This is a genomic window from Paraburkholderia madseniana (assembly GCF_009690905.1).
Classification (GTDB): domain Bacteria; phylum Pseudomonadota; class Gammaproteobacteria; order Burkholderiales; family Burkholderiaceae; genus Paraburkholderia; species Paraburkholderia madseniana.
Genome location: NZ_VOSW01000031.1, coordinates 13,048 through 33,212, shown reverse-complemented (window position 1 = coordinate 33,212; position 20,165 = coordinate 13,048). Strand labels below are relative to the sequence as shown.

The 20,165-nt window shown below is 63.1% G+C and carries 17 protein-coding genes; 8 read left to right on the top strand and 9 right to left on the bottom strand.

The features are described from left to right. Window positions 1-12: 12 nt before the first annotated feature. Both FSO04_RS17800 and FSO04_RS17795 read left to right on the top strand, forming a co-directional pair. A complete protein-coding gene (locus FSO04_RS17800; RefSeq protein WP_154560966.1) occupies window positions 13-654 on the top strand; it encodes a hypothetical protein in 642 nt (213 codons plus the stop codon). 92 nt (window positions 655-746) lie between these two features. Beyond that, the gene (locus FSO04_RS17795; protein ID WP_154560964.1) at window positions 747-1,487 is read left to right on the top strand and encodes a response regulator; all 741 of its coding nucleotides are present in this window, start codon (window positions 747-749) and stop codon (window positions 1,485-1,487) included. Window positions 1,488-1,575: 88 nt separating this feature from the next. On the opposite strand, the gene FSO04_RS17790 is transcribed toward FSO04_RS17795, so the two are convergent. The 4 genes from FSO04_RS17790 to FSO04_RS17775 all read right to left on the bottom strand — a co-directional run bounded on the left by FSO04_RS17790 (window position 1,576) and on the right by FSO04_RS17775 (window position 3,487). Next, complete coding sequence (locus tag FSO04_RS17790; RefSeq protein WP_154560962.1) at window positions 1,576-2,247, bottom strand: flagellar basal body L-ring protein FlgH; 672 nt, start codon at window positions 2,245-2,247, stop codon at window positions 1,576-1,578. A 127-nt stretch (window positions 2,248-2,374) separates the two neighbouring features. Beyond that, the gene (locus FSO04_RS17785) at window positions 2,375-3,088 is read right to left on the bottom strand and encodes a hypothetical protein (protein ID WP_154560960.1); all 714 of its coding nucleotides are present in this window, start codon (window positions 3,086-3,088) and stop codon (window positions 2,375-2,377) included. Between the two features lie 3 nt (window positions 3,089-3,091). Beyond that, complete coding sequence (locus FSO04_RS17780; RefSeq protein ID WP_323135781.1) at window positions 3,092-3,259, bottom strand: DUF6726 family protein; 168 nt, start codon at window positions 3,257-3,259, stop codon at window positions 3,092-3,094. 45 nt (window positions 3,260-3,304) lie between these two features. Next, the gene (locus FSO04_RS17775; protein WP_154560956.1) at window positions 3,305-3,487 is read right to left on the bottom strand and encodes a hypothetical protein; all 183 of its coding nucleotides are present in this window, start codon (window positions 3,485-3,487) and stop codon (window positions 3,305-3,307) included. Between the two features lie 440 nt (window positions 3,488-3,927). On the opposite strand from FSO04_RS17775, the gene FSO04_RS17770 reads away from it, so the two are divergent. Continuing rightward, on the top strand, window positions 3,928-4,668 hold the full coding sequence (locus FSO04_RS17770) for a response regulator (RefSeq protein WP_115781190.1): 741 nt from the start codon (window positions 3,928-3,930) through the stop codon (window positions 4,666-4,668). After that, the gene (locus tag FSO04_RS17765; RefSeq protein WP_154560954.1) at window positions 4,665-5,936 is read left to right on the top strand and encodes an ATP-binding protein; all 1,272 of its coding nucleotides are present in this window, start codon (window positions 4,665-4,667) and stop codon (window positions 5,934-5,936) included. The genes FSO04_RS17770 and FSO04_RS17765 overlap by 4 nt, the downstream gene beginning before the upstream one ends. Before the next feature lie 206 nt (window positions 5,937-6,142). On the opposite strand, the gene FSO04_RS17760 is transcribed toward FSO04_RS17765, so the two are convergent. Continuing rightward, on the bottom strand, window positions 6,143-7,069 hold the full coding sequence (locus FSO04_RS17760; RefSeq protein ID WP_154560952.1) for a tyrosine-protein phosphatase: 927 nt from the start codon (window positions 7,067-7,069) through the stop codon (window positions 6,143-6,145). 243 nt (window positions 7,070-7,312) lie between these two features. Here FSO04_RS17760 and FSO04_RS17755 point away from each other — a divergent pair, with 243 nt between their 5' ends. Both FSO04_RS17755 and FSO04_RS17750 read left to right on the top strand, forming a co-directional pair. Further along, on the top strand, window positions 7,313-8,572 hold the full coding sequence (locus FSO04_RS17755) for an MFS transporter (RefSeq protein WP_154560950.1): 1,260 nt from the start codon (window positions 7,313-7,315) through the stop codon (window positions 8,570-8,572). A gap of 18 nt (window positions 8,573-8,590) precedes the next feature. Further along, window positions 8,591-9,856: a D-amino acid dehydrogenase gene (locus FSO04_RS17750; protein ID WP_154560948.1), complete on the top strand. Its 1,266-nt coding sequence runs from the start codon at window positions 8,591-8,593 to the stop codon at window positions 9,854-9,856. Window positions 9,857-9,979: 123 nt separating this feature from the next. Here FSO04_RS17750 and FSO04_RS17745 read toward each other — a convergent pair whose 3' ends face one another. The 3 genes from FSO04_RS17745 to FSO04_RS17735 all read right to left on the bottom strand — a co-directional run bounded on the left by FSO04_RS17745 (window position 9,980) and on the right by FSO04_RS17735 (window position 17,283). After that, window positions 9,980-11,449 (bottom strand): glutamate synthase subunit beta, encoded by a 1,470-nt coding sequence (locus tag FSO04_RS17745; RefSeq protein ID WP_154560946.1) that lies wholly within the window; start codon window positions 11,447-11,449, stop codon window positions 9,980-9,982. A 125-nt stretch (window positions 11,450-11,574) separates the two neighbouring features. Then, window positions 11,575-16,278, bottom strand: a complete 4,704-nt coding sequence (locus FSO04_RS17740) for a glutamate synthase-related protein (protein WP_154560944.1) — start codon at window positions 16,276-16,278, stop codon at window positions 11,575-11,577. A 297-nt stretch (window positions 16,279-16,575) separates the two neighbouring features. Continuing rightward, window positions 16,576-17,283, bottom strand: a complete 708-nt coding sequence (locus FSO04_RS17735) for a transposase (protein ID WP_054036587.1) — start codon at window positions 17,281-17,283, stop codon at window positions 16,576-16,578. A 187-nt stretch (window positions 17,284-17,470) separates the two neighbouring features. Here FSO04_RS17735 and FSO04_RS17730 point away from each other — a divergent pair, with 187 nt between their 5' ends. Beyond that, window positions 17,471-18,193, top strand: coding sequence for an OmpW/AlkL family protein (locus tag FSO04_RS17730; RefSeq protein WP_154560942.1), 723 nt, complete (start codon window positions 17,471-17,473; stop codon window positions 18,191-18,193). A 304-nt stretch (window positions 18,194-18,497) separates the two neighbouring features. Next, entirely contained in the window at window positions 18,498-18,878 is a 381-nt protein-coding gene (locus tag FSO04_RS17725) for an ElaB/YgaM/YqjD family protein (RefSeq protein ID WP_154560940.1), read from the top strand. Between the two features lie 55 nt (window positions 18,879-18,933). On the opposite strand, the gene FSO04_RS17720 is transcribed toward FSO04_RS17725, so the two are convergent. Beyond that, window positions 18,934-20,136 (bottom strand): deoxyguanosinetriphosphate triphosphohydrolase, encoded by a 1,203-nt coding sequence (locus FSO04_RS17720; protein WP_168435725.1) that lies wholly within the window; start codon window positions 20,134-20,136, stop codon window positions 18,934-18,936. Between the last annotated feature and the right edge of the window lie 29 nt (window positions 20,137-20,165).

The following is a 20,165-nucleotide window of genomic DNA, read 5'->3' as shown; positions in this document are numbered from 1 at the left end:
AGGCACCGCATCATGACCTCTATGCCGAGCTTGCGCGCTTACGCTTTCACGCGGGCCCCAATGGCCGCGTGGGTCATGTTGCGGCGGCCTTGTGCGTGGCTCGCCGCCTCGGCGACCCTCGCATTCGGTCTGAACGGCTGCGCGTGGACGCTGATCTCGGCGGCCGACGCCACCGGCTCCGTGATTCAGGCCGGCTACGCGATCGCGGCGAACTACTCGTCGCCGACCTTCGTCAACGGCCGGCCGGCGAACGTGCATAACGTCTGCATCGAAGTGAATCAGACTGTGACGGTCGGCGATTTCGTGCCGGCGCTGCAGCTTGCGCTCGACCGGCGCGGTATTCGTTCGGACGTCTACAATCCGGGCACCTCACCCGCCGGATGCGAAGCGCGCCTCGTCTACAACGCCGCGATCGACTACGGCCGCCGTTCGTTCAGCGACGAAACGATCCAGTATCTGTCGATCATCGATCTGACGCTGATCCAGCACGGGCGCATTCTCGTCACCGCGCGTTACCAGACCGGCGGCCTCAACACCGACCGCTTCTCTACCGCCTCGACCAAGCTCAATGGTCTGATCGACAAGATGGTGGTCGATCAGACCGATCTGGCCCGGCAGCCGATGCAGACCATCCAGACGTCGCTGGCAAACTAGGCGCACGGCCTGCTTGCTTTCTCTTACGCGAGAAAGGATTCGAAAGCGTTTCGCGCTTTGCGCCGCGCGCGTGGATCACTAAGATGACCTGGATGAACCAATCCATTCTGGTCGTCGACGACGACCCCGTCGTACGCGAGCTCGTCAGCGAATATCTGCTGGGGCGTGGCTTCAAGGTGTCCACGCTCGAACACGGCATGGCGCTGCAGCGCAGCTTGCAGGACGAGCGTCCCGCGCTGGTCGTGCTCGACATCATGATGCCGGAGCTCGACGGCATTAGCGCGTTGCGCGCATTGCGCGTCGCCGGCGACGATATTCCTGTGATCCTGCTGACCGCGCGCGCCGATCCGATCGACCGCGTGATCGGCCTCGAACTCGGCGCCGACGATTATCTCGGCAAGCCATTCGAACCGAGCGAGCTGGTCGCGCGGATTCGCACGGTCCTGCGCCGCCGCGGCACGATTGCACCGAGCGCGCCGGAGCAACGCGCGCCCTATCGTTTCGGTCGTTTCGAGGTGAATTTTCCGGCGCGCGAATTGCGCCGCGACGGTGAGCGGATTGCGCTGCGTTCGAGCGAATTCGCGATGCTCAAGGTGTTCGTCACGCACGCGATGAGCGTACTCACGCGCGCGCAGTTGCTGGAGAAACTGCACGGCAATAGCGAGGTGCATCGCAACCGCAGCCTTGACGTCTCGATCTGGCGTTTGCGGCGGCTGATCGAAGTGGATCCGTCCGAGCCTCGCTATGTGCAGACCGTCTGGGGACGCGGCTACGTGTTCGTGCCGGACGGTGAAATCGGCGCAGCGGAACGTAACGCGCCACCGCTTGCGTGATGTTTGCCTGGCGAGACCTCGGCGCCAGGCCTCGGACTTAGGTAAACCTACGCGGCGTGTCTCGCATCTCGCGCACACCGCGTCGACGCTAGAACGTCAGCACGCTCAGAAACATTCTCTGCAGCCAGCCCATCGTGGTGGAGTCGGACACCATCCCCACGCCGGCCTGCTCGATGCGCGCATTCGCGACCTTGCTCGACGCCACATAGTTGCCTGCTTCGATATCCTTCGGATTGACGATGCCCGACAGGCGCAAGCGGTCGCGGTTGCCGCTCATCGCGATCACCTTCTCGCCCGACACCACCAGATTACCGGTCGACATCGTCCCGATCACGGTCACGGCCAACGTGCCGGTCATGCCGCTGACGTCGGTGAGACTGCCCTGCCCCTTGTAGTCAGTACTGGCCGAGCCGATGTTGAACAGCCTCGCGAGCCGCGCGGCTGCGTTGGTCGACTGATCGGCTGCAGTCGCGGTGATGCTGCTCGAACGGCTCGCGGCAGCGGTCGCGCTGTTGTTGCCGCTGTACGATTCCGACAAGCGGATCGTCAGCACATCGCCGATATGCTGCGCACGCGGTGTTTCGTAGAGCAGCAAGGGCGCGCCGGCCTGATAGATCGCGCCCTGCGTATTGACGTTCAGCGGCGCCGACGCGAGCGGCGGCGACATCGGCGTTTCGACGATTGACGGCTGTTGGCCGCTCCCGCAAGCCGCGAGGCAGGCCGCCACGCCTAGCGCGACAGTGAGACGTAGCGCAGTCATGCATGCTCCTTGGCCGGGTCGGCCGGGTAAAAAACGGACTTTGCAGTCGTGGTGCCGATGCTTTGTTCAACGATGCAATCTGAGCCACGCATGCGCCCACAACCAGCGCGACAGGTGAGGCGGCACATCACCCCGCCTCGGCGCCGCTCGCCTGCCATTGCCGCACGACCGATTTCACCCATGCGTCCGAGCCTTTCAGCAGATAGGTGAGCGTGCCGTTGCGAGTGCCCGGCAGAAAACACAACGTGATCGAACTCACCGCGTTTTCCCACACGTAGACCGGCATCGCGCCCGACGACGACACGCTTTGCGTCACCAGACGCGGCGTGCCATAGCGGTCCGCGAGCGCGTCGCGCAGGTCTTCGGCGGTGATCTCGTCGATCACGAAGGAAATCTCGTACAGACGCAGCGCGCTCTGGCCGTCGACACGCGCAAAGCGCAGCACATGCTCCAATGCCGGCGCACCGTCGACGACGGCTTGCGACACCGCCCAGCCATCGTCCGCACGATGCGCCCAGCGGCAGGCGACCGTCAGACTCTCGCGCGATTTCAACCGCATGCCGAGCGCGCCCGCCTGCACGTCCGTCTCGCAGACGGGCACGCTGCCAATCGGCGTAGCACGCACGGTCGAACCCGCGCGGAACTCGTCGAGCGTGATGCCGAGCGCAATGCCGCGAAACGCGAACGGCGTGTCCTGCGAGCGCCGGCGTGCGTCAGCGGAAGCAGCCTTCGACGCGGCGCTGGCCGCATTCGCTTCGCGCGCGACGGGCTGCGCCTCAGCGAGCATCGAGAGCGCGCCGCCCAGCAGCGCCAGCGCGCAGGCAATCCGTTTGAGTCTCATGATTCAGTCGATGGCAGATGAACACATGTCGAACGGGGTAGCCGCGGCATGGCCGACGACCGGAACGATTTTCAGCGTGGCCGCTGTCAGCCGGCACGGCAGCGCGGCGACGGCGCAGCCGCCAAGTGGCAGCAGCGCCGCGCCGAGCGTCAACCACGCAGCGACACGGATGAAACAGTCAGGAATGCTCGGGGTCGACACACGGGCCTCGGTGCGTCAGGCAGTCGTGTTGACGTGATGCCCGACCAGCCCCGACGGCAGCGACGGGAGCGCCTCGCTGGCGGACTCCCGTGCTTGCGGCGTGGCCAGCGAGTTGTTTGGGGCTGCGGGTTTTTCCGCTGGCGGCGTGGGCGCGAGCGAAGAAAAGCGGGTTGAGCTGAGATTGCTATGAACGGTCATGATGAGCCTCGCGTGGCGCTAGGTTTCGATTTCACGCCGCCTGCCGTGGGCCCAAGGCGTTAGGCTGTTTTCGACATGCGGCGCAACGTACTGCACGACGAATCATCTCGCCGCGCACGCGGTGGCGATGCGCGAAGGAACGCGCGCTTTTCCGCGGTTCTTACGACCCGTTGCGACCCCTTGCCGTCAGTAGCAATTGCGCGCAGATTCTTTCCCCGGAGGAATTCCAGCGGTGCAAAATGACTTCCACGCCGCGCAGCGCATGGGCAAATGGGCCAACGCATTACGGACGCGTTGCCAGATGTGGCGGCAGTGAAATATGCCGTGAGCCTTTGTTGGCGGGCCTCACGCCCGGACCGGCGGGCACGGCGCGAGTTTGGGTAAGCATTGGTAAGAAAACAGTCGGCCGCACGCCGCGCGTGCCAGTCTAGAATTTCGCCATGAATCCACAGGTCCTTATCGTCGACGACGACCCGGTTGTGCGCGATCTGCTTTGCAAGTTTCTGCAGACGAACGGCTTCGACGCGTCAGTGCTGCACGACGGCACCCATTTGCAACGCCGGCTCGAACGTGAACGGCCGTCGGTCGTCGTGCTCGACATCATGATGCCGAACACCGACGGCTTACGCGCGCTCACTGCGCTGCGTGCCGCCGGCGACGACATTCCGGTGATCTTCGTGACGGCGCGCGGTACGGTGGCCGACCGCATCGTTGGGCTTTCGCTCGGCGCGGACGACTACCTGACCAAGCCGTTCGACCCACGCGAACTGCTCGCGCGCATCCATACGGTGCTCCGCCGCCGCGGGCCGTCCACTACGAGCGCGCCGGAAGCCCGCAAGCCGTATCGCTTCGGGCCGTTCGAACTCGACTTCGCCACCCGCTCGCTGTCACGCGACGACTCGAAGCTGCCGCTGCGCGACAGCGAGTTCGCCCTGCTAAAGATTTTCGTCAACAATCCGTACAAGGTGCTGTCGCGCGTGCTGATCCACGATCTCGTGCATCGCGACAATCTCGCCTTCCGCGACCGCAGCCTCGACGTGCCGATCTGGCGCCTGCGCCGCGTGATCGAAGACGACCCGTCCAATCCCTGCTATGTGCAGACGGTGCGCGGCAAAGGCTACGTATTCGTGCCCGACGCCGACGGCACGCCGTTCGCCGACGAGGCTGCCTCAAGCGCATGAGAAACCCGCTGAACACGCTGTTCGGCAGAATGGCGTTACTGTCGGCAGCGGTGTTGTTCGCGATTCAGGCCGGGTGGTTCGTGCTGGTGGTGATGCAGCCGCCGCGCCACGAAATCGACGGCTTCGCGCGCGGCATTCTGCTCGTGCTGCAGGCCATCAACGGCGAGCCGATGAAGGGCGCCGCGCTCGCGCCCGCCATGCGCGTGCACCTCGTGCCCACCTGGAACATGCCGTCGAGCGTCCATCTGCGCACGCCGGATCAGCGTCCACTGGTCGAACTGAGCCGGCACTTGCGCGAGAACCTGCCGCCCGGCACGCAAATCGCCGTCGACGACCTGCGCCCGCCGCAGCTATGGGTGCTGTTCCCCGGCAAATCGAACTGGGTTGTCGTGCCGGTGGACGTGCCGCCGCGCCCGCGCTTCGTGGTCGAATCCATCTCGATGCTGCTGGCCGCGCTGATTCTGTCGCTGTTCGCGGTCTGGCAGATGCAACGGCCGCTGTCGCGCGTGGCCGATGCCGCCCGCGCGTTCGGTTCAGGCGGCCGGCCGGAACCCGTGACCGTGCAGGGCCCGCGCGAACTGCGCGATCTGATCGGCTCCTTCAACGACATGATGCGGCGCCTGAACGAAGCCGGAGACGACCAGGCGGTGATGCTGGCCGGCGTCGCGCACGATCTGAAAGCGCCGCTCACGCGGCTCAAGTTGCGTGCGAGCGTACTGGTCGCGGAAAACGAGCGCGCCGGCCTGATCCGCGACGTCGACTCGCTGACCAACATCGTCCAGCAGTTTCTGGAGTTTGCGGGCCAGTCCGCCGACGCAGGGCCGCCGGTCGAAGTCGACGAATTCCTGCAGGAACAGTTTTCCGCCAGCGACAGCACCGAGACGCCGCTCTTCACGCTCGATCTGCGCGCCGGTTCGTCGTTCACGCTGCCGCGCACCTTGCTCGACCGGCTGGTCACGAACCTTGTCGACAACGCGCTCGAGCACGGCTCACCGCCGGTGGATATCGCCACGGCGCGCGATGAACGGCATTGGGTAATCAGCGTGCGCGACCACGGCCCAGGCATTCCCGACGACCGCATCGCCGCGGCGATGAAACCGTTCGTACGGCTCGACGCGGCACGCGGCGGCGAAGGTCATTGCGGCCTGGGTCTCGCGATTGTCGCGCGGCTCGCGCACGATCGCGGCGGACGCTGCCATGTGCGCAATCACGCGCAAGGCGGGCTGGAAGTACGGATCGAATTGCCGGTTGGAACGGCACATGCGTAAGGATGATCGAGAAGGGTGAAGCGGCGTTGAGCACGGGCACTTACACGCCCTTACTGGATGGGCTTTTGTGATGGTTGCGGCCTTATAGTCGCCCCCGGCAACCTCGATGCCGCCCTTCTCTGTCCGCCCGCTTATTTGGGGCGGACTTTTTTTTCGTCTATACCTGCCGGCGTAGTCCGCGCAACACCAGGCGCAGCGAGCGCGAGTCAGACGACGAGGCGGTCGTGCAACGTGTCGATCGTCGCTTGAGACAGGCCCAGGCCTTGTGTCAGATAGCTCGCCATCGTGCCGTAGCTCGCCTGCACCTGATCGAACCCCGCCTGCAGATAATTGTCCTGGACAGTGAACAAGGGCGACTCGATCGTGGCGACCGCGTCGCCGTCCTGCGCGCGTACCGTCGCGGTCTGCGCCGCAATCGACTGAGCCAGATAGACGTTGCTCAGCAGATAGTCCTGCATGATGACGTCGAGCGGCACGTTGGCAATGCTGAGCAGGAGAGCCGCGACCCAGCCGGCGCGATCTTTACCCGCATTGGAATGAAACAGTTGCGCGCCCGCGCCATTGGCGAGTCGCGTGAGGAGCTCGCCGTAGCCGACGCGCTGGGCGGCGCCGGTGACATAGGCGCGCGCCTGGGCTTCCATGAACGCGACGGCGGCGCCTGCCGTGTCGAACGTTGGGGCGACGAAGTCGCTGACACCCAGCACGTCGAGCGCTTGCGATGTCGCACCGGCGGGCAGGATATCCGCGGTACGCGCGGTTTCGCCGGGCGTGCGCAGATCGTAGACGGAAGCGATGCCCAGTTTGTCGAGCGCGGCCGTGTCGGCGGCGCTAAGGGTCAGCGCGTTCGCGCGATAAAAGGCGCCGCGGCGCATCTGCTTGCCGTCAACCGTGGGATAGCCGGCGGCCGCGCCTGCCACATCGCGGAAGTTACTCACCGAGGTGAGGCGTGGCGTTTCCGGCTGATCGGCGTCCAGATTTCCGCCCCCGCAAGCCGACAGCAGTGAACTGCTCATGCCGGAGAGCAGCAACACGCTTGCCGACGATTTCAGGAATGTGCGGCGCGACTGATAAGCCCGCAAAGGCGTGCTCGCGGAGTGGCGGGATGGCGAGCAGGTTTTTGCGGTTGCGTGCATTAAGGGTGACGAGCGCGGGCGTGAGGAGGACTTTCGCAGCTCGAGTGCTGCCGGCGCAGTTTAACGGCGGAAAATAATTTTTGGGTTACATGGTAGTAGTTCGTAAGGAACCGGAATGGAGTTTCTTATGCCGCCGCCATTTTTGACCACAACTGGCCGCACAACACCCCATCCCCTTAGAATACAAAAAACTCACGATCAAGCCGCCGGAAGGCGAAAACCGCCTGGAGACCACAAAAAAACATGCCCTCTCTCCAATGGTTCACCGAACTGACCCAGCGCGAACGCCGCACCCTCTACGCTGGCTTCGGCGGCTACGCAGTCGACGCGTTCGACTTCATGATCTACTCATTCCTTATCCCGACGCTGATCGCGACCTGGGGCATGACCAAAAGCGAAGCCGGCATGATCGCGACCAGTTCGCTGATTTCGTCGGCGATCGGCGGCTGGCTCGCCGGCATTCTGGCCGACCGTTACGGACGCGTCCGTGTCCTCCAGTGGACCATCGCCACCTTCGCGATTTTCACCTGCCTGTCAGGTTTCACCCATTCGTTCTGGCAACTTCTCACCACCCGAACGCTGCAAGGCATCGGCTTCGGCGGCGAATGGTCGGTCGTGACGATCATGATGGCCGAAACCATCCGTTCACCTCAGCATCGCGCGAAAGCCGTCGGCACCGTGCAGAGCAGTTGGTCGTTCGGTTGGGCCGCGGCGGCCATCATCTATTGGGCGTTCTTCGCGCTGCTGCCGGAACAGGTCGCCTGGCGCGCCTGCTTCTGGATCGGCCTGCTGCCCGCGCTGTGGATCTTCTACATTCGCCGCAATGTCAGCGATCCAGAAATCTTTCTCGAAACGCGCCGCGCTCGCGAAAGCGGCTTCGATACCTCGCATTTCCTGCAGATCTTCTCCTTCCCGCACCTCAAAACCACCCTGCTAGGCAGCGTGCTGTGCACCGGCATGCTCGGCGGCTATTACGCGATCAGCACCTGGCTGCCGACCTATCTGAAGACCGTGCGGCATCTGTCGGTCTTCAACACCAGCGGCTATCTGATCGTGCTGATCGTCGGCTCGTTCACCGGCTATATGGTCGGAGCGGTTCTGTGCGACAAGATCGGCCGGCGCGCGTCGTTCGTGCTGTTCGCAATCGGCTCGTTCGTGCTCGGCATGGTCTACACGATGCTGCCGATCACCGACGGCATGATGCTCGCGCTCGGCTTCCCGCTCGGCATCGTCGTGCAGGGGATTTTCGCGGGAGTCGGCGCGTATTTGTCGGAGCTCTATCCGAATGCGATCCGCGGCTCGGGGCAGGGCTTCTGCTACAACCTGGGCCGCGGTCTCGGCTCGTTCTTTCCGATCCTGGTGGGTACGCTGTCGCAAACCATGACGCTGGTTAAGGCGATGGGTATCGTCGCCGGTTCGGGCTATCTGCTGGTGATCGTCGCCGCGGTGTGTCTGCCGGAGACCAAGGGTAAAGTGCTTGGTGCGACCAGCCCCATCGCCTGAAAATCGCTGTACACAACCATGAAAACGATTGTTCTGGGCGGCGGCGTCATTGGCGTCGCCACCGCGTTTTATCTGCGCCAGCAAGGCTGCGACGTCGCCGTGATCGAGCGCGAGCCGGACGTCGCGCTCTCCACCAGCTTCGGCAACGCCGGCGTGATCGCGCCAGGCTATGTGACGCCGTGGGCCGCGCCCGGCATGCCGGCGAAGATCCTCAAGTATCTGTTCGAGCCGGCCTCACCGCTGATTTTCCGCCCCACCCTGGATCCGGCTCAATGGCGTTGGATCGCGCGCTGGCTGCGTGAATGCGACCTCGAACGTTTTCGCGTCAACAAGCAGCGCATGCAACGCATCGCTTATTACAGCCGCGAGTGCCTGCACGAATTCCGTGGCCGACATCCGTTCGACTATGGCCGCAGCCAGGGCTATCTGCAATTGTTCCGCAGCGAGTACGACGTCGAGCTCGCGCAACCGGCGCTGGCGGTACTGCGCGACGCGGGCATTGCGCATCGTGAAGTCAGCGCGGCGCAGTGCGTTGAGATCGAACCGGGTTTGCGCTGGGCGCGGCAAACGCCGCTCTCGGGTCTCTACCTCCCCGACGACGAAGCCGGCGATTGCGCCCGCTTCACCCGCGAATTGCGCGCGATCTGTGAGCGCAACGGCGTGCGCTTTTGCTTCGATACACGGGTGAGCTCGCTCGATGTGCGAGGCGGTACGGTTCGCGCGGTGCATGTCGACAGCGAACGCGGCAGCGAGACGTTGCAAGCGGATGCGGTAGTGGTGGCGCTGGGCGTCGACAGTGCAGCGCTGCTCGCGCCGCTCGGGGTGAAGGTGCCGCTCTACCCGGTCAAAGGCTACTCGGCGACGCTGCCGGTCACCGACGATGAAAAGGCCCCGCATGCGGCACTGATGGACGAGTCGCTGAAAACGGCGATCACGCGCTTCGGCAACAACCTGCGCGTGGCCGGCACCGCGGAGCTCGGCAATCGCCAGACGACCTTGCGCGAACAGGCCTTGCAGACGCTGATGAAAGTGCTCAGGGACTGGTTTCCGCACGCGGCCAATCCGACCTCCGCGCATTTCTGGGTGGGCCGCCGGCCGATGACACCCGATGGCACGCCGCTACTCGGCCCGTCCGGTGTGGAGAATCTGTGGCTGAATCTCGGGCACGGCTCGACGGGCTGGGCAATGTCGATGGGCTCGGGCCGGGTGGTCGCGGATTTGATTACGCAGCGCACGCCGGAGATCGATCTGGAAGGGCTGACGTTGGCGCGCTATCGGAAGTAGCAATTAAAAAGCCGGGTCACCCTCTCAGGTGCCCGGCTTTGTTTTTACGGCTTTGTCGTCTCCACCTCTTCCTGCAAGCAGTGGCCGGTTTCCGCGTTGAAGAGCGAAAACCAGCTGGAGACGTTAGCGCGGCAGTTCCGAATGACCCATCAGGAACGCATCGACCGAGCGTGCGCACTGACGGCCTTCGCGAATCGCCCACACTACGAGCGACTGGCCACGACGCATATCGCCCGCGGTGAAGACCTTGTCCACTGACGTGTAATACGCCTTGTCGCCTTCAGTCGACGCGCGCACGTTGCCACGGTTGTCCTTATCGACGCCGAACGCTTCGAGCACCGGCGACACCGGTTGCGTGAAGCCCATGGCCAGCAGCACCAGATCGGCCTTCATTTCGAATTCCGAGTTCGGCACTTCCTGCATCTTGCCGTCCTTCCATTCGACGCGCGCCGCGATCAGCTTCTCGACCTTGCCGTTCTTGCCTTCGAGGCGCTTGGTAGCAACAGCCCAATCGCGCGAGCAGCCCTCGTCATGCGACGACGACGTGCGCAGCTTGATCGGCCAGTACGGCCACACGAGCGGCTTGTTTTCCTCTTCCGGCGGTTGCGGCAGCAGTTCGAATTGCGTGACGCTCTTCGCGCCATGACGGTTCGACGTACCGACGCAGTCCGAACCCGTATCGCCGCCGCCGATCACGACCACATGCTTGCCCTTGGCGAGCAACTGGTTCGCGACTTTGTCGCCGGCATTGACCTTGTTCTGCTGCGGCAGGAATTCCATTGCGTAGTGGATGCCTTCCAGTTCACGGCCCGGCACTGGTAGATCGCGCGGCGTTTCCGAACCGCCGGCGATCACGACCGCGTCGAACTGTTCTTTCAGCTCGGCCGGTGTGATGGTTTCCTTCGCGGTGTTGCCGATGTGTTCCGGCAGCGAATCCGCCTTGCCGACGAACACGTTGGCGCGGAACGTCACGCCTTCGGCTTCCATCTGACGCATGCGGCGGTCGATCAGCCACTTCTCCAGCTTGAAGTCAGGAATGCCGTAACGCAGCAAGCCGCCGATCCGGTCGTTCTTTTCGAACACGGTGACATCGTGCCCCGCGCGCGCGAGTTGCTGCGCGGCGGCCAAACCGGCGGGGCCTGATCCGACCACGGCGACCTTCTTGCCGGTCTTGTGCTTCGGCGGCAGCGGCGCGACCCAACCTTCGGCCCACGCTTTGTCGATGATCGCGTGTTCGATCGACTTGATGCCCACCGGGTCGTCGTTGATGCCGAGCGTACATGCCGCTTCGCACGGCGCCGGGCAGATGCGGCCCGTGAACTCGGGGAAGTTGTTCGTCGAGTGCAGCACTTCGATCGCGTTCTTCCAGTCCTGATGGAACACCAGGTCGTTGAAGTCCGGGATGATGTTGTTCACCGGGCAGCCGTTGTTGCAGAACGGAATGCCGCAGTCCATGCAACGTGCGCCTTGAATCTTGGCTTCGTCGTCGGTCAGTGCCGCGACAAATTCCTTGTAGTGCTTCACACGCGTGAGCGGAGCTTCGTACGCCTCGTGGCGGCGCTCATACTCGAGAAAACCGGTTGCCTTGCCCATGTGGTTCTCTTCTCTATCTGTATCAGGTGAGGTGATCTACACCCGCCGCGTCGAACAATCGAATCGTCGAGCGCGGCGGGTACGGCTAAGTGTGACGTCTGCGGGTCGAGCCGCGGGCGGGTCAGTTAAGCGGCGAGTACTTCCTTGTTCGCCTTCTTCGCAGCCATTTCGCCCAGTGCGCGCTTGTATTCGGTCGGGAACACCTTCACGAACTGACGGCGCGACGCATCCCAGTTTTCCAGCAGCGCTTTCGCGCGCGGCGAACCCGTGAACTGGAAGTGACGTTCGATGAGACCCTTGAGCAGGGCTTCGTCGGTTGCGCCGCTGTGCCACAAGCCCTTGTCGACCGTGCGTTCCTGTTCAGCCTGTTGCAGAACCGGATCGAGCGCGACCATCGACTTGTTGCACTTGCCCGCGAACGTGCTGTCCGGGTCGTACACGTAAGCGATACCGCCCGACATACCGGCCGCGAAGTTACGGCCCGTTTCGCCGAGCACGATCACAGTGCCGCCCGTCATGTATTCGCAACCGTGGTCGCCCGTGCCTTCGACGACCGCAGTCGCACCGGAGTTACGCACGCAGAAACGCTCGCCGGCGACGCCGCGGAAGAACGCTTCGCCTTCGATCGCGCCGTACATCACCGTGTTGCCACAGATGATGTTTTCTTCGGACTTGCCGCGGAAATCGTTAGTCGGACGGATGATGATGCGGCCGCCCGAGAGGCCCTTGCCGACATAGTCGTTGCCGTCGCCAACCAGATCCAGCGTCACGCCTCTCGCGAGGAACGCGCCGAAACTCTGGCCTGCGGTGCCCTTCAACTGGATGTGAATCGTGTCGTCAGGCAAGCCGTCGTGGCCGTACTTCTTCGCGATCGTGCCGGACAGCATCGCGCCGACCGTACGGTTCACGTTGCGCACCGGCTGGATGAACGAGACGTGCTCGCCCTTCTCGATGGCGGCCTTGGCCTTCTCGATCAGCACGTGATCCAGTGCGCGGTCGAGACCGTGGTCCTGCACGTCGACGTGCTTGCGTGCCACGTCTGCCGACACCTGCGGCTGATAGAACACGCGCGAGAAGTCGAGACCCTTCGCCTTCCAGTGTTCGACGCCCTTCTTCATATCGAGCAACTCGGCGTGACCGATCAGGTCCTCGAACTTGCGGATGCCCAGTTGCGCCATGATTTCGCGCGCCTCTTCCGCAACGAAGAAGAAGAAGTTGACGACATGTTCCGGCTGGCCCTGGAACTTCGCACGCAGCACCGGATCTTGCGTCGCGACGCCGACCGGGCAGGTGTTCAGGTGGCACTTGCGCATCATGATGCAGCCTTCGACGACCAGCGGCGCCGTCGCGAAGCCGAATTCGTCCGCGCCGAGCAGCGCGCCGATCACGACGTCGCGGCCGGTCTTCATCTGACCGTCGGCCTGCACGCGGATACGGCCGCGAAGCTGGTTCAGCACCAGCGTCTGCTGCGTTTCCGCCAGACCCAGTTCCCACGGTGTACCGGCATGCTTCACCGACGACAGCGGCGATGCACCCGTACCGCCGTCATGACCGGCGATCACAACGTGATCGGCCTTCGCCTTGGCGACACCCGCTGCCACCGTACCGACGCCCGACTCCGACACCAGCTTTACCGACACGCTGGCGGCCGAGTTGGCGTTCTTCAGGTCGTGAATCAGTTGCGCCAGATCTTCGATCGAGTAGATGTCGTGGTGCGGCGGCGGCGAAATCAGGCCGACGCCCGGCACCGAGTAACGCAGCTTGCCGATGTATTCCGACACCTTGTGACCCGGCAACTGACCGCCTTCACCCGGCTTTGCGCCTTGCGCCATCTTGATCTGGATCTGATCGGCCGACGCGAGGTATTCCGCCGTCACGCCGAAACGGCCCGACGCCACCTGCTTGATCTTCGAGCGCAGCGAATCGCCGTCCTTCAGCGGAATGTCGACGATCACTTCATCGCCGATCACCGACTTCATGGTGTCGCCGTTCTTGATCGGAATGCCGCGCAGTTCGTTGCGATAACGGTTCACGTCCTCGCCGCCTTCGCCGGTGTTCGACTTGCCGCCGATGCGGTTCATCGCGACAGCCAGCGTGGCGTGGGCTTCGGTCGAGATCGAGCCCAGCGACATGGCGCCGGTGGCGAAACGCTTGACGATGTCCTTCGCCGATTCCACTTCGTCGAGCGGGATCGCCTTGGCCGGATCGAACTTAAATTCGAACAGGCCGCGGAACGTCATGTGGCGCTTGGTCTGATCGTTGATCAGATGCGCGTATTCCTTGTACGTCTGGTACGAATTGCTGCGCGCCGAGTGTTGGAGCTTGGCGATCGCATCCGGCGTCCACATGTGTTCTTCGCCGCGCACGCGATAGGCGTACTCGCCACCCGCGTCGAGCATGTTCGCGAGCACCGGGTTGTCGCCGAACGCGTCGCGATGCAGACGGATCGCTTCTTCCGCGACGTCGAACAGGCCGATCCCGCCGACCTTCGACGAGGTGCCGTTGAAGTACTTCGACACAAGGCCTTCAGCCAGACCCACAGCTTCGAAAATCTGCGCGCCGGTGTACGACATGTAGGTCGAAATGCCCATCTTCGACATGACCTTCTGCAGGCCCTTGCCGACCGCCTTCGTGAAGTTGTAGACCGCCTTTTCCGCCGACAGGTCACCCTTCAGGCCCGCTGCGAGCTGGCCGAGCGTTTCCATCGCGAGGTACGGGTGCACGGCTTCCGCGCCGTAGCCCGCGAGCAACGCGAAGTGGTGCGTTTCACGCGCCGAGCCGGTTTCCACGACGAGACCCGCGCTCGTGCGCAGACCGTGCTGGACGAGGTGCGTATGGATCGCGGCGGTGGCCAGCAGCGCCGGGATCGCCACATTGTCGCGGTCGGTCTTGCGGTCCGACACGATCAGCATGTTGTAGCCGGACTTGACCGCATCGACGGCTTCCGCGCACAGCGAAGCCAGACGCGCTTCGATGCCTTCCTTGCCCCAGGCCACCGGATAGCAGATGTTCAGTTCGTACGAGCTGAACTTGCCGCCCGTGTACTGATCGATCGCACGGATCTTGGCGATGTCCTTGAAGTCGAGCACCGGCTGCGACACTTCGAGACGCATCGGCGGGTTGATGTTGTTCGTGTCCAGCAGGTTCGGCTTCGGACCGACGAACGACACCAGCGACATCACCATGTTTTCACGGATCGGGTCGATCGGCGGGTTCGTGACTTGCGCGAACAACTGCTTGAAGTAGTGATAGAGCGTCTTGTTCTTGTTGGACATGACCGCCAGCGGCGAGTCGTTGCCCATCGAGCCGACGGCTTCTTCACCGGCTTGCGCCATCGGCGCCATCAGGAACTTGAGGTCTTCCTGCGTGTAGCCGAACGCCTGCTGGCGATCCAGCAAAGCAGCGGCTTCGCGGCGTTCCGTCGCGACGTCTTCGGCCTTCGGCTCGATTTCGTCGAGCTTGATTCGCACGGCGTCGATCCAGCTCTTGTACGGCTTGGCGTTGGCGAGGTTGTCCTTCAGTTCCTTGTCGTCGATGATGCGGCCGTGTTCCATGTCGATCAGGAACATCTTGCCCGGCTGCAGACGCCACTTCTTGACGATCTTCGACTCGGGGATAGGCAGCGTGCCCGCTTCCGACGCCATGATGACCAGGTCGTCGTCGGTGACGATGTAGCGCGCCGGACGCAGGCCGTTACGGTCGAGCGTGGCGCCGATCTGACGGCCGTCGGTGAAGGCGATCGCGGCGGGGCCGTCCCACGGCTCCATCATCGCGGCGTGGTATTCGTAGAACGCGCGGCGGTTGTCGTCCATCAGCGTGTGCTGTTCCCACGCTTCCGGGATCATCATCATCACGGCGTGGACGAGCGGGTAGCCGGCCATCACCAGCAGTTCGAGACAGTTGTCGAACGATGCCGTGTCGGATTGGCCCGGGTAGATCAGCGGCCACAGCTTGGGCAGATCGTCGCCGAGCACGTGCGACGCGATCGCGCCGGTACGGGCGTTCAGCCAGTTGACGTTGCCCTTCACCGTGTTGATTTCGCCGTTGTGGGCGATCATGCGGTACGGGTGAGCCAGTTCCCACGCCGGGAACGTGTTGGTCGAGAAGCGCTGGTGCACCAGCGCCAGCGCCGACACCGTGCGCTCGTCCTGCAGGTCGCGGTAATACACGCCGACCTGGCCAGCCAGCAGCAGCCCCTTGTAGACGACCGTGCGCGCCGAGCACGACGGCACGAAGTATTCCTTGCCGTGCTTGAGCTTGAGCGCCTGGATGCGGTGGCTCGCGGTCTTGCGGATCACGTACAGCTTCCGCTCGAGCGCGTCGGTCACCATGATGTCCTTGCCGCGGCCGATGAAGATCTGGCGGATCAGCGGCTCGCTCGCCTTGACGGTGGGCGAAATCGGCATGGTGTGGTCGACCGGCACGTCGCGCCAGCCCAGCACGACCTGGCCTTCGGCCTTCACCGTGCGTTCCAGCTCCTGTTCGCAGGCGAGACGCGATGCATGTTCCTTCGGCAGGAAGACCATGCCCACGCCGTACTCGCCGTTCGGCGGCAGCACGACGCCCTGCTTGGCCATTTCCTCACGATAGAAACCGTCCGGAATCTGGATCAGGATGCCCGCGCCGTCGCCCATCAGCGGATCGGCGCCGACGGCGCCCCGGTGGTCGAGGTTCTCGAGAATCTTCAGGCCCTGCTCGATGATCTCGTGGCTTTTCTTGCCCTTGATATGGGCGACGAAGCCGACGCCGCAGGCGTCATGTTCGTTTTGCGGGTCGTACAGACCTTGCGCGGCGGGAACCGGGTGAGTCGGTTGCTGGTGGTCGTTCATGGGGACACCGTCTGTGAGGGGCCGGACAGGCCGTTAAAACCGTTTTCTATTGCCGCAGTGCGCACCGCAACCGCGTCGGCGACTCAGTACGCTTGAATGCTACGCGTGCCAAAAAGTGCCGGAATTCGGAATATACGCGACGAATCAACGGAATAGCAAATAAAACATGGTGGTCGATCCCCAATTATCAACTTGGTGCATTGCGGCTATTTTTTATTGGTGCCATATCAAAAAGGTGCAGAAGAAAACGGCATGCGAAGATGCCGTTTCGGGTGCAGCCCTTTGATACGGAACGCTTTATTGCGTCTGCGGCGTTTCGCGGACCTTGCGCGGCCGCCCGCGCGGCAGCGGCGAAACGCGCCGGTTGGCGGCCCGCGCCGCCCATTCACGGTAGGTGTCGCTGCCCAGAACCCAGCCTTTCAGAGTGGCCTGCTGAAGCTGACTGGCTTCGCGTTCGTCGAGCGGTTGCTCGCACAACTCCCGGTAGGCGCGCTGTCGTTCGAACGGCGTATTGCCGAGCGACCAGTACAACGGATGGTCGGTAATCAGGCTGTCGAGCGTGAGGCCGATGTGATGGCGGTAGCTCGACCAGCGGTAGTCCTCGGGCGCGCTTACAAGCCCGGCGCGCACTGGCGACATCTCGACAACGCGGCTCGCCAGCAGGAAATACCGCTCCCCTTCGATTACCGTGGCACGGTAGCGGCCCTCCCACAGTGTGCCGCGACGCGCATAACGCCGGTTGAAGTGCGCAACGTAGCGGCGCCCCACCGCCTGCATTGCCTTCGGCAGGCTCGACTCCTCAGTGGGCGTGACGAGCAGTTGGACTGAGCCCGGCATCAACGCATACGCGTGGATGGACAAGTGATGGTCGCGTGAAGCCGCTTTTAAGCAGTCGATGAAAAGCTCGTAGTCCTGGTCGTCGACAAATGCGGGCTGCTGATCGAGTCCACGGAGGATGACGTGCTGCGGCTGGTCAGGGACATAGAGACGTGCAAGCCGTGCCATGCTGGAGTATCCAATAGTCGCGTTGGTATATACCCGAAGGTCCGAAAAGCCGCGTGGGCGCTGGGTTCGGCGCGGCGCGGCTTAACCAGAAACCGCCCGGCGCTTAGGGAGAAAGCTCTAACTGCCGCGTATGGTTTGTTTCAAACGTTGTGGTCATAATGAGCGGGCCTTTTTTGGAGGAGCACATATGAAATTAAAACAGGCCATAACGGGGATCGCGGCGCTCGCCTGCATGACGGCAGCTCACGCGCAATCGGCCGGCAGTTTTTACGCTACGACGGGGTGGTTCCATTTCGCCCCTCAAGACAGTAGCGATCCTTTGAAAGAAACAAGCGTCGGCGGGACACCCGTCAACATCTCAGTACCCGGCACAGGCGCTGGCATCGACAGCTCCGACACCCTCGGCTTAAGCCTAGGCTACTTTGTCACCGATCACATCTCCGCGGAAGCCGAAATTGGCATTCCGCCGAAATTCAACCTGCTAGGCACAGGCACCTTCGGGCAATTCGGTACGCTCGGCTCCGCGAAGCAATGGAGTCCTGCTCTCCTGTTCAAATACTACTTCAACGACGCCACCGCGGCGTTCCGACCGTATGCCGGGCTCGGCGTCACGTACGTCTGGTTCACGGACGCGAAGATCACCAACACTGCGTTTGAACAAGGCGTACTGCATGGTCCGACCTCGGTATCGACGGATCGTTCCTGGGCACCGGTGTTTAATCTCGGTTTCAACTATGCGTTCACCAAACACTGGTTCGCAGGCCTCTCCGTCTCATACATACCGCTCAGCGTAACCGCGAAACTGACCTCGAACGCTGCGACTCCGGTTGGCAACCTGACCGTGACGTCCGAGGCAAAAATCAGACTCAACCCGATCGTTACTTTCGCGAAGATAGGTTACGTCTTCTAGGGAGGCAGGCTGTGCCTGCATGGATCGAACCGTCGCGAACAGTCCGCACCTCGGCCAAACGCCGTCACACACGTGACGGCGTTTTTGATTCTATGCCTCTGTCACCTATTTTGGTAAATGCCGGATGCGTTGTAATTTTGACCACCGATCGACCTTTCCAGTGCAATTTCTGCCGCCAGCAACCGTCGGCACGTGTGTGATGACCTCGCTGGAACACCGCGCAGCCTTTGGCATCGAAGTTGCGTGACGCCATGTTTCGCATGAGTATGCGGAGACTTTTATCATCCTCATCGACGGAGCGACCATGACAACACTTCCGAACACGCGAGACGCCCTCGGCGAATCCTGGACCACCACGAGCCGCCGTGCGCGGCGTATTGCTCGCCGTAGCCGCCATGCGGCCGCAGATATCGCAGGTGAACTGCGCACGCTGATGTCGGAACTCGAATCCACCCTGGCGGACGGCACCCAGGCCGACGCGGTGGCGCTGCGCAGCAAACTGCACAAGCAGCTCGGCGCAGCACGCGAGCGCCTGAACGACACCCGTGAAGCCATGCGCGAACGCGCTGAAGTGGCGATTGCCGATGCCGACGACTACGTGCATGAAAACCCTTGGCAGACAATTGCAATCGTCGGCGGCGTTGCGCTGATTGCCGGCGCGCTGTTCGCGTCGCGGCTGCGGTAGGCGGGATGTAGCGACAAGCGGAGAGACGGGCCGCCGCCTGTCGGCGCGGGCCCGTTCAGTTGTCGTCGATCACGAACAGCCGCTGATACTCTTTCACCGCGTATCGATCCGTCATGCCCGCGATGTAATGGGCGATCAGGCGCGGTTGCTGCGACGCGTCCGTCGATTGATAACCGGGTGGCAATAGCCGCGAATCTTCGGTGAACGCATCGAACAGACCGGCCACCACTCGACGCGCCTTGTTGGCCATGCGCATCACGCGATAGTGGCGGTACAGGTTTTTGAACAGAAACCGCTTGAGCGCCGCCGCCTGCGCGGCGATCGCTTCACTATGCGCGACCAGCGGCGGTGCGGCGCGCACTGCGTCCAGCGAGACTGGCGCGTGCCTTGCAAGATTGAGCAAGGTCGTATCGATCAGGTCGACGATCAACGTATTGATGATGCGGCGCACCGTCTCGTGAATCAGCCGACGCCCTTCGATCTGCGGAAAGTCGCCGCGCGCCGCCACGTAGTGCGTCTGCCATAACTCGACTTCGGCAAGCTGCTCCACCGTGAGCAAGCCTGAGCGCAAGCCGTCGTCGACATCGTGGTTGTTATACGCAATCTCATCGGCGACATTGGCGATCTGCGCTTCGATGGAAGGCTGCCGCCCCTCCAGAAAGCGCTCGCCGAGCGCGCCGAGCCGCCGCGCGTTCTCACGCGAGCAGTGCTTGAGAATGCCCTCCCGCGTTTCGAAGCAGAGATTCAGGCCGTTGAACGCGCCGTAGTGCTCCTCCAGATCGTCGACCACCGCGAGGCTTTGCAGGTTGTGCTCGAAGCCGCCATGCTCGCGCATACATTCGTTCAGCGCATCCTGGCCCGCATGGCCGAACGGCGTATGACCGAGATCGTGCGCAAGCGAAATGGCTTCGACGAGGTCTTCATTGACGCGCAGGTTGCGAGCCACCGAACGGGCAATCTGCGCGACTTCCAGGCTATGCGTGAGTCGCGTGCGAAACAGATCGCCTTCGTGATTCACGAATACCTGAGTTTTGTATTCAAGCCGGCGGAACGCCGTCGAATGGACAATGCGGTCGCGATCGCGCTGGAATTCGGTGCGCGCGCTTGGCGCGGCTTCGGGATAGTGGCGGCCGCGCGACTGCGCGGAATGCGCTGCATACGGCGCGAGATGCGCTTCGAGTGCCTCCTGCGAAGGCACGCCGCTCACCGGCGTGCCTGCGGGGTCATGCTTTACATCGTCGCTGCGCCTGTCAGTCACCGGATTCTCCGAAACATGGGCGGCGCCTC

Bases quoted from the DNA above. Each gene is read 5' to 3' on its own strand.
- FSO04_RS17740 (WP_154560944.1), bottom strand. From the start codon at position 16,278: ATGAACGACCACCAGCAACCGACTCACCCGGTTCCCGCCGCGCAAGGT.
- FSO04_RS17750 (WP_154560948.1), top strand. From the start codon at position 8,591: ATGAAAACGATTGTTCTGGGCGGCGGCGTCATTGGCGTCGCCACCGCG.
- FSO04_RS17765 (WP_154560954.1), top strand. From the start codon at position 4,665: ATGAGAAACCCGCTGAACACGCTGTTCGGCAGAATGGCGTTACTGTCG.
- FSO04_RS17755 (WP_154560950.1), top strand. From the start codon at position 7,313: ATGCCCTCTCTCCAATGGTTCACCGAACTGACCCAGCGCGAACGCCGC.
- FSO04_RS17725 (WP_154560940.1), top strand. From the start codon at position 18,498: ATGACAACACTTCCGAACACGCGAGACGCCCTCGGCGAATCCTGGACC.
- FSO04_RS17735 (WP_054036587.1), bottom strand. From the start codon at position 17,283: ATGGCACGGCTTGCACGTCTCTATGTCCCTGACCAGCCGCAGCACGTC.
- FSO04_RS17790 (WP_154560962.1), bottom strand. From the start codon at position 2,247: ATGACTGCGCTACGTCTCACTGTCGCGCTAGGCGTGGCGGCCTGCCTC.
- FSO04_RS17730 (WP_154560942.1), top strand. From the start codon at position 17,471: ATGAAATTAAAACAGGCCATAACGGGGATCGCGGCGCTCGCCTGCATG.
- FSO04_RS17795 (WP_154560964.1), top strand. From the start codon at position 747: ATGAACCAATCCATTCTGGTCGTCGACGACGACCCCGTCGTACGCGAG.
- FSO04_RS17745 (WP_154560946.1), bottom strand. From the start codon at position 11,449: ATGGGCAAGGCAACCGGTTTTCTCGAGTATGAGCGCCGCCACGAGGCG.
- FSO04_RS17785 (WP_154560960.1), bottom strand. From the start codon at position 3,088: ATGAGACTCAAACGGATTGCCTGCGCGCTGGCGCTGCTGGGCGGCGCG.
- FSO04_RS17775 (WP_154560956.1), bottom strand. From the start codon at position 3,487: ATGACCGTTCATAGCAATCTCAGCTCAACCCGCTTTTCTTCGCTCGCG.
- FSO04_RS17800 (WP_154560966.1), top strand. From the start codon at position 13: ATGACCTCTATGCCGAGCTTGCGCGCTTACGCTTTCACGCGGGCCCCA.
- FSO04_RS17760 (WP_154560952.1), bottom strand. From the start codon at position 7,069: ATGCACGCAACCGCAAAAACCTGCTCGCCATCCCGCCACTCCGCGAGC.
- FSO04_RS17770 (WP_115781190.1), top strand. From the start codon at position 3,928: ATGAATCCACAGGTCCTTATCGTCGACGACGACCCGGTTGTGCGCGAT.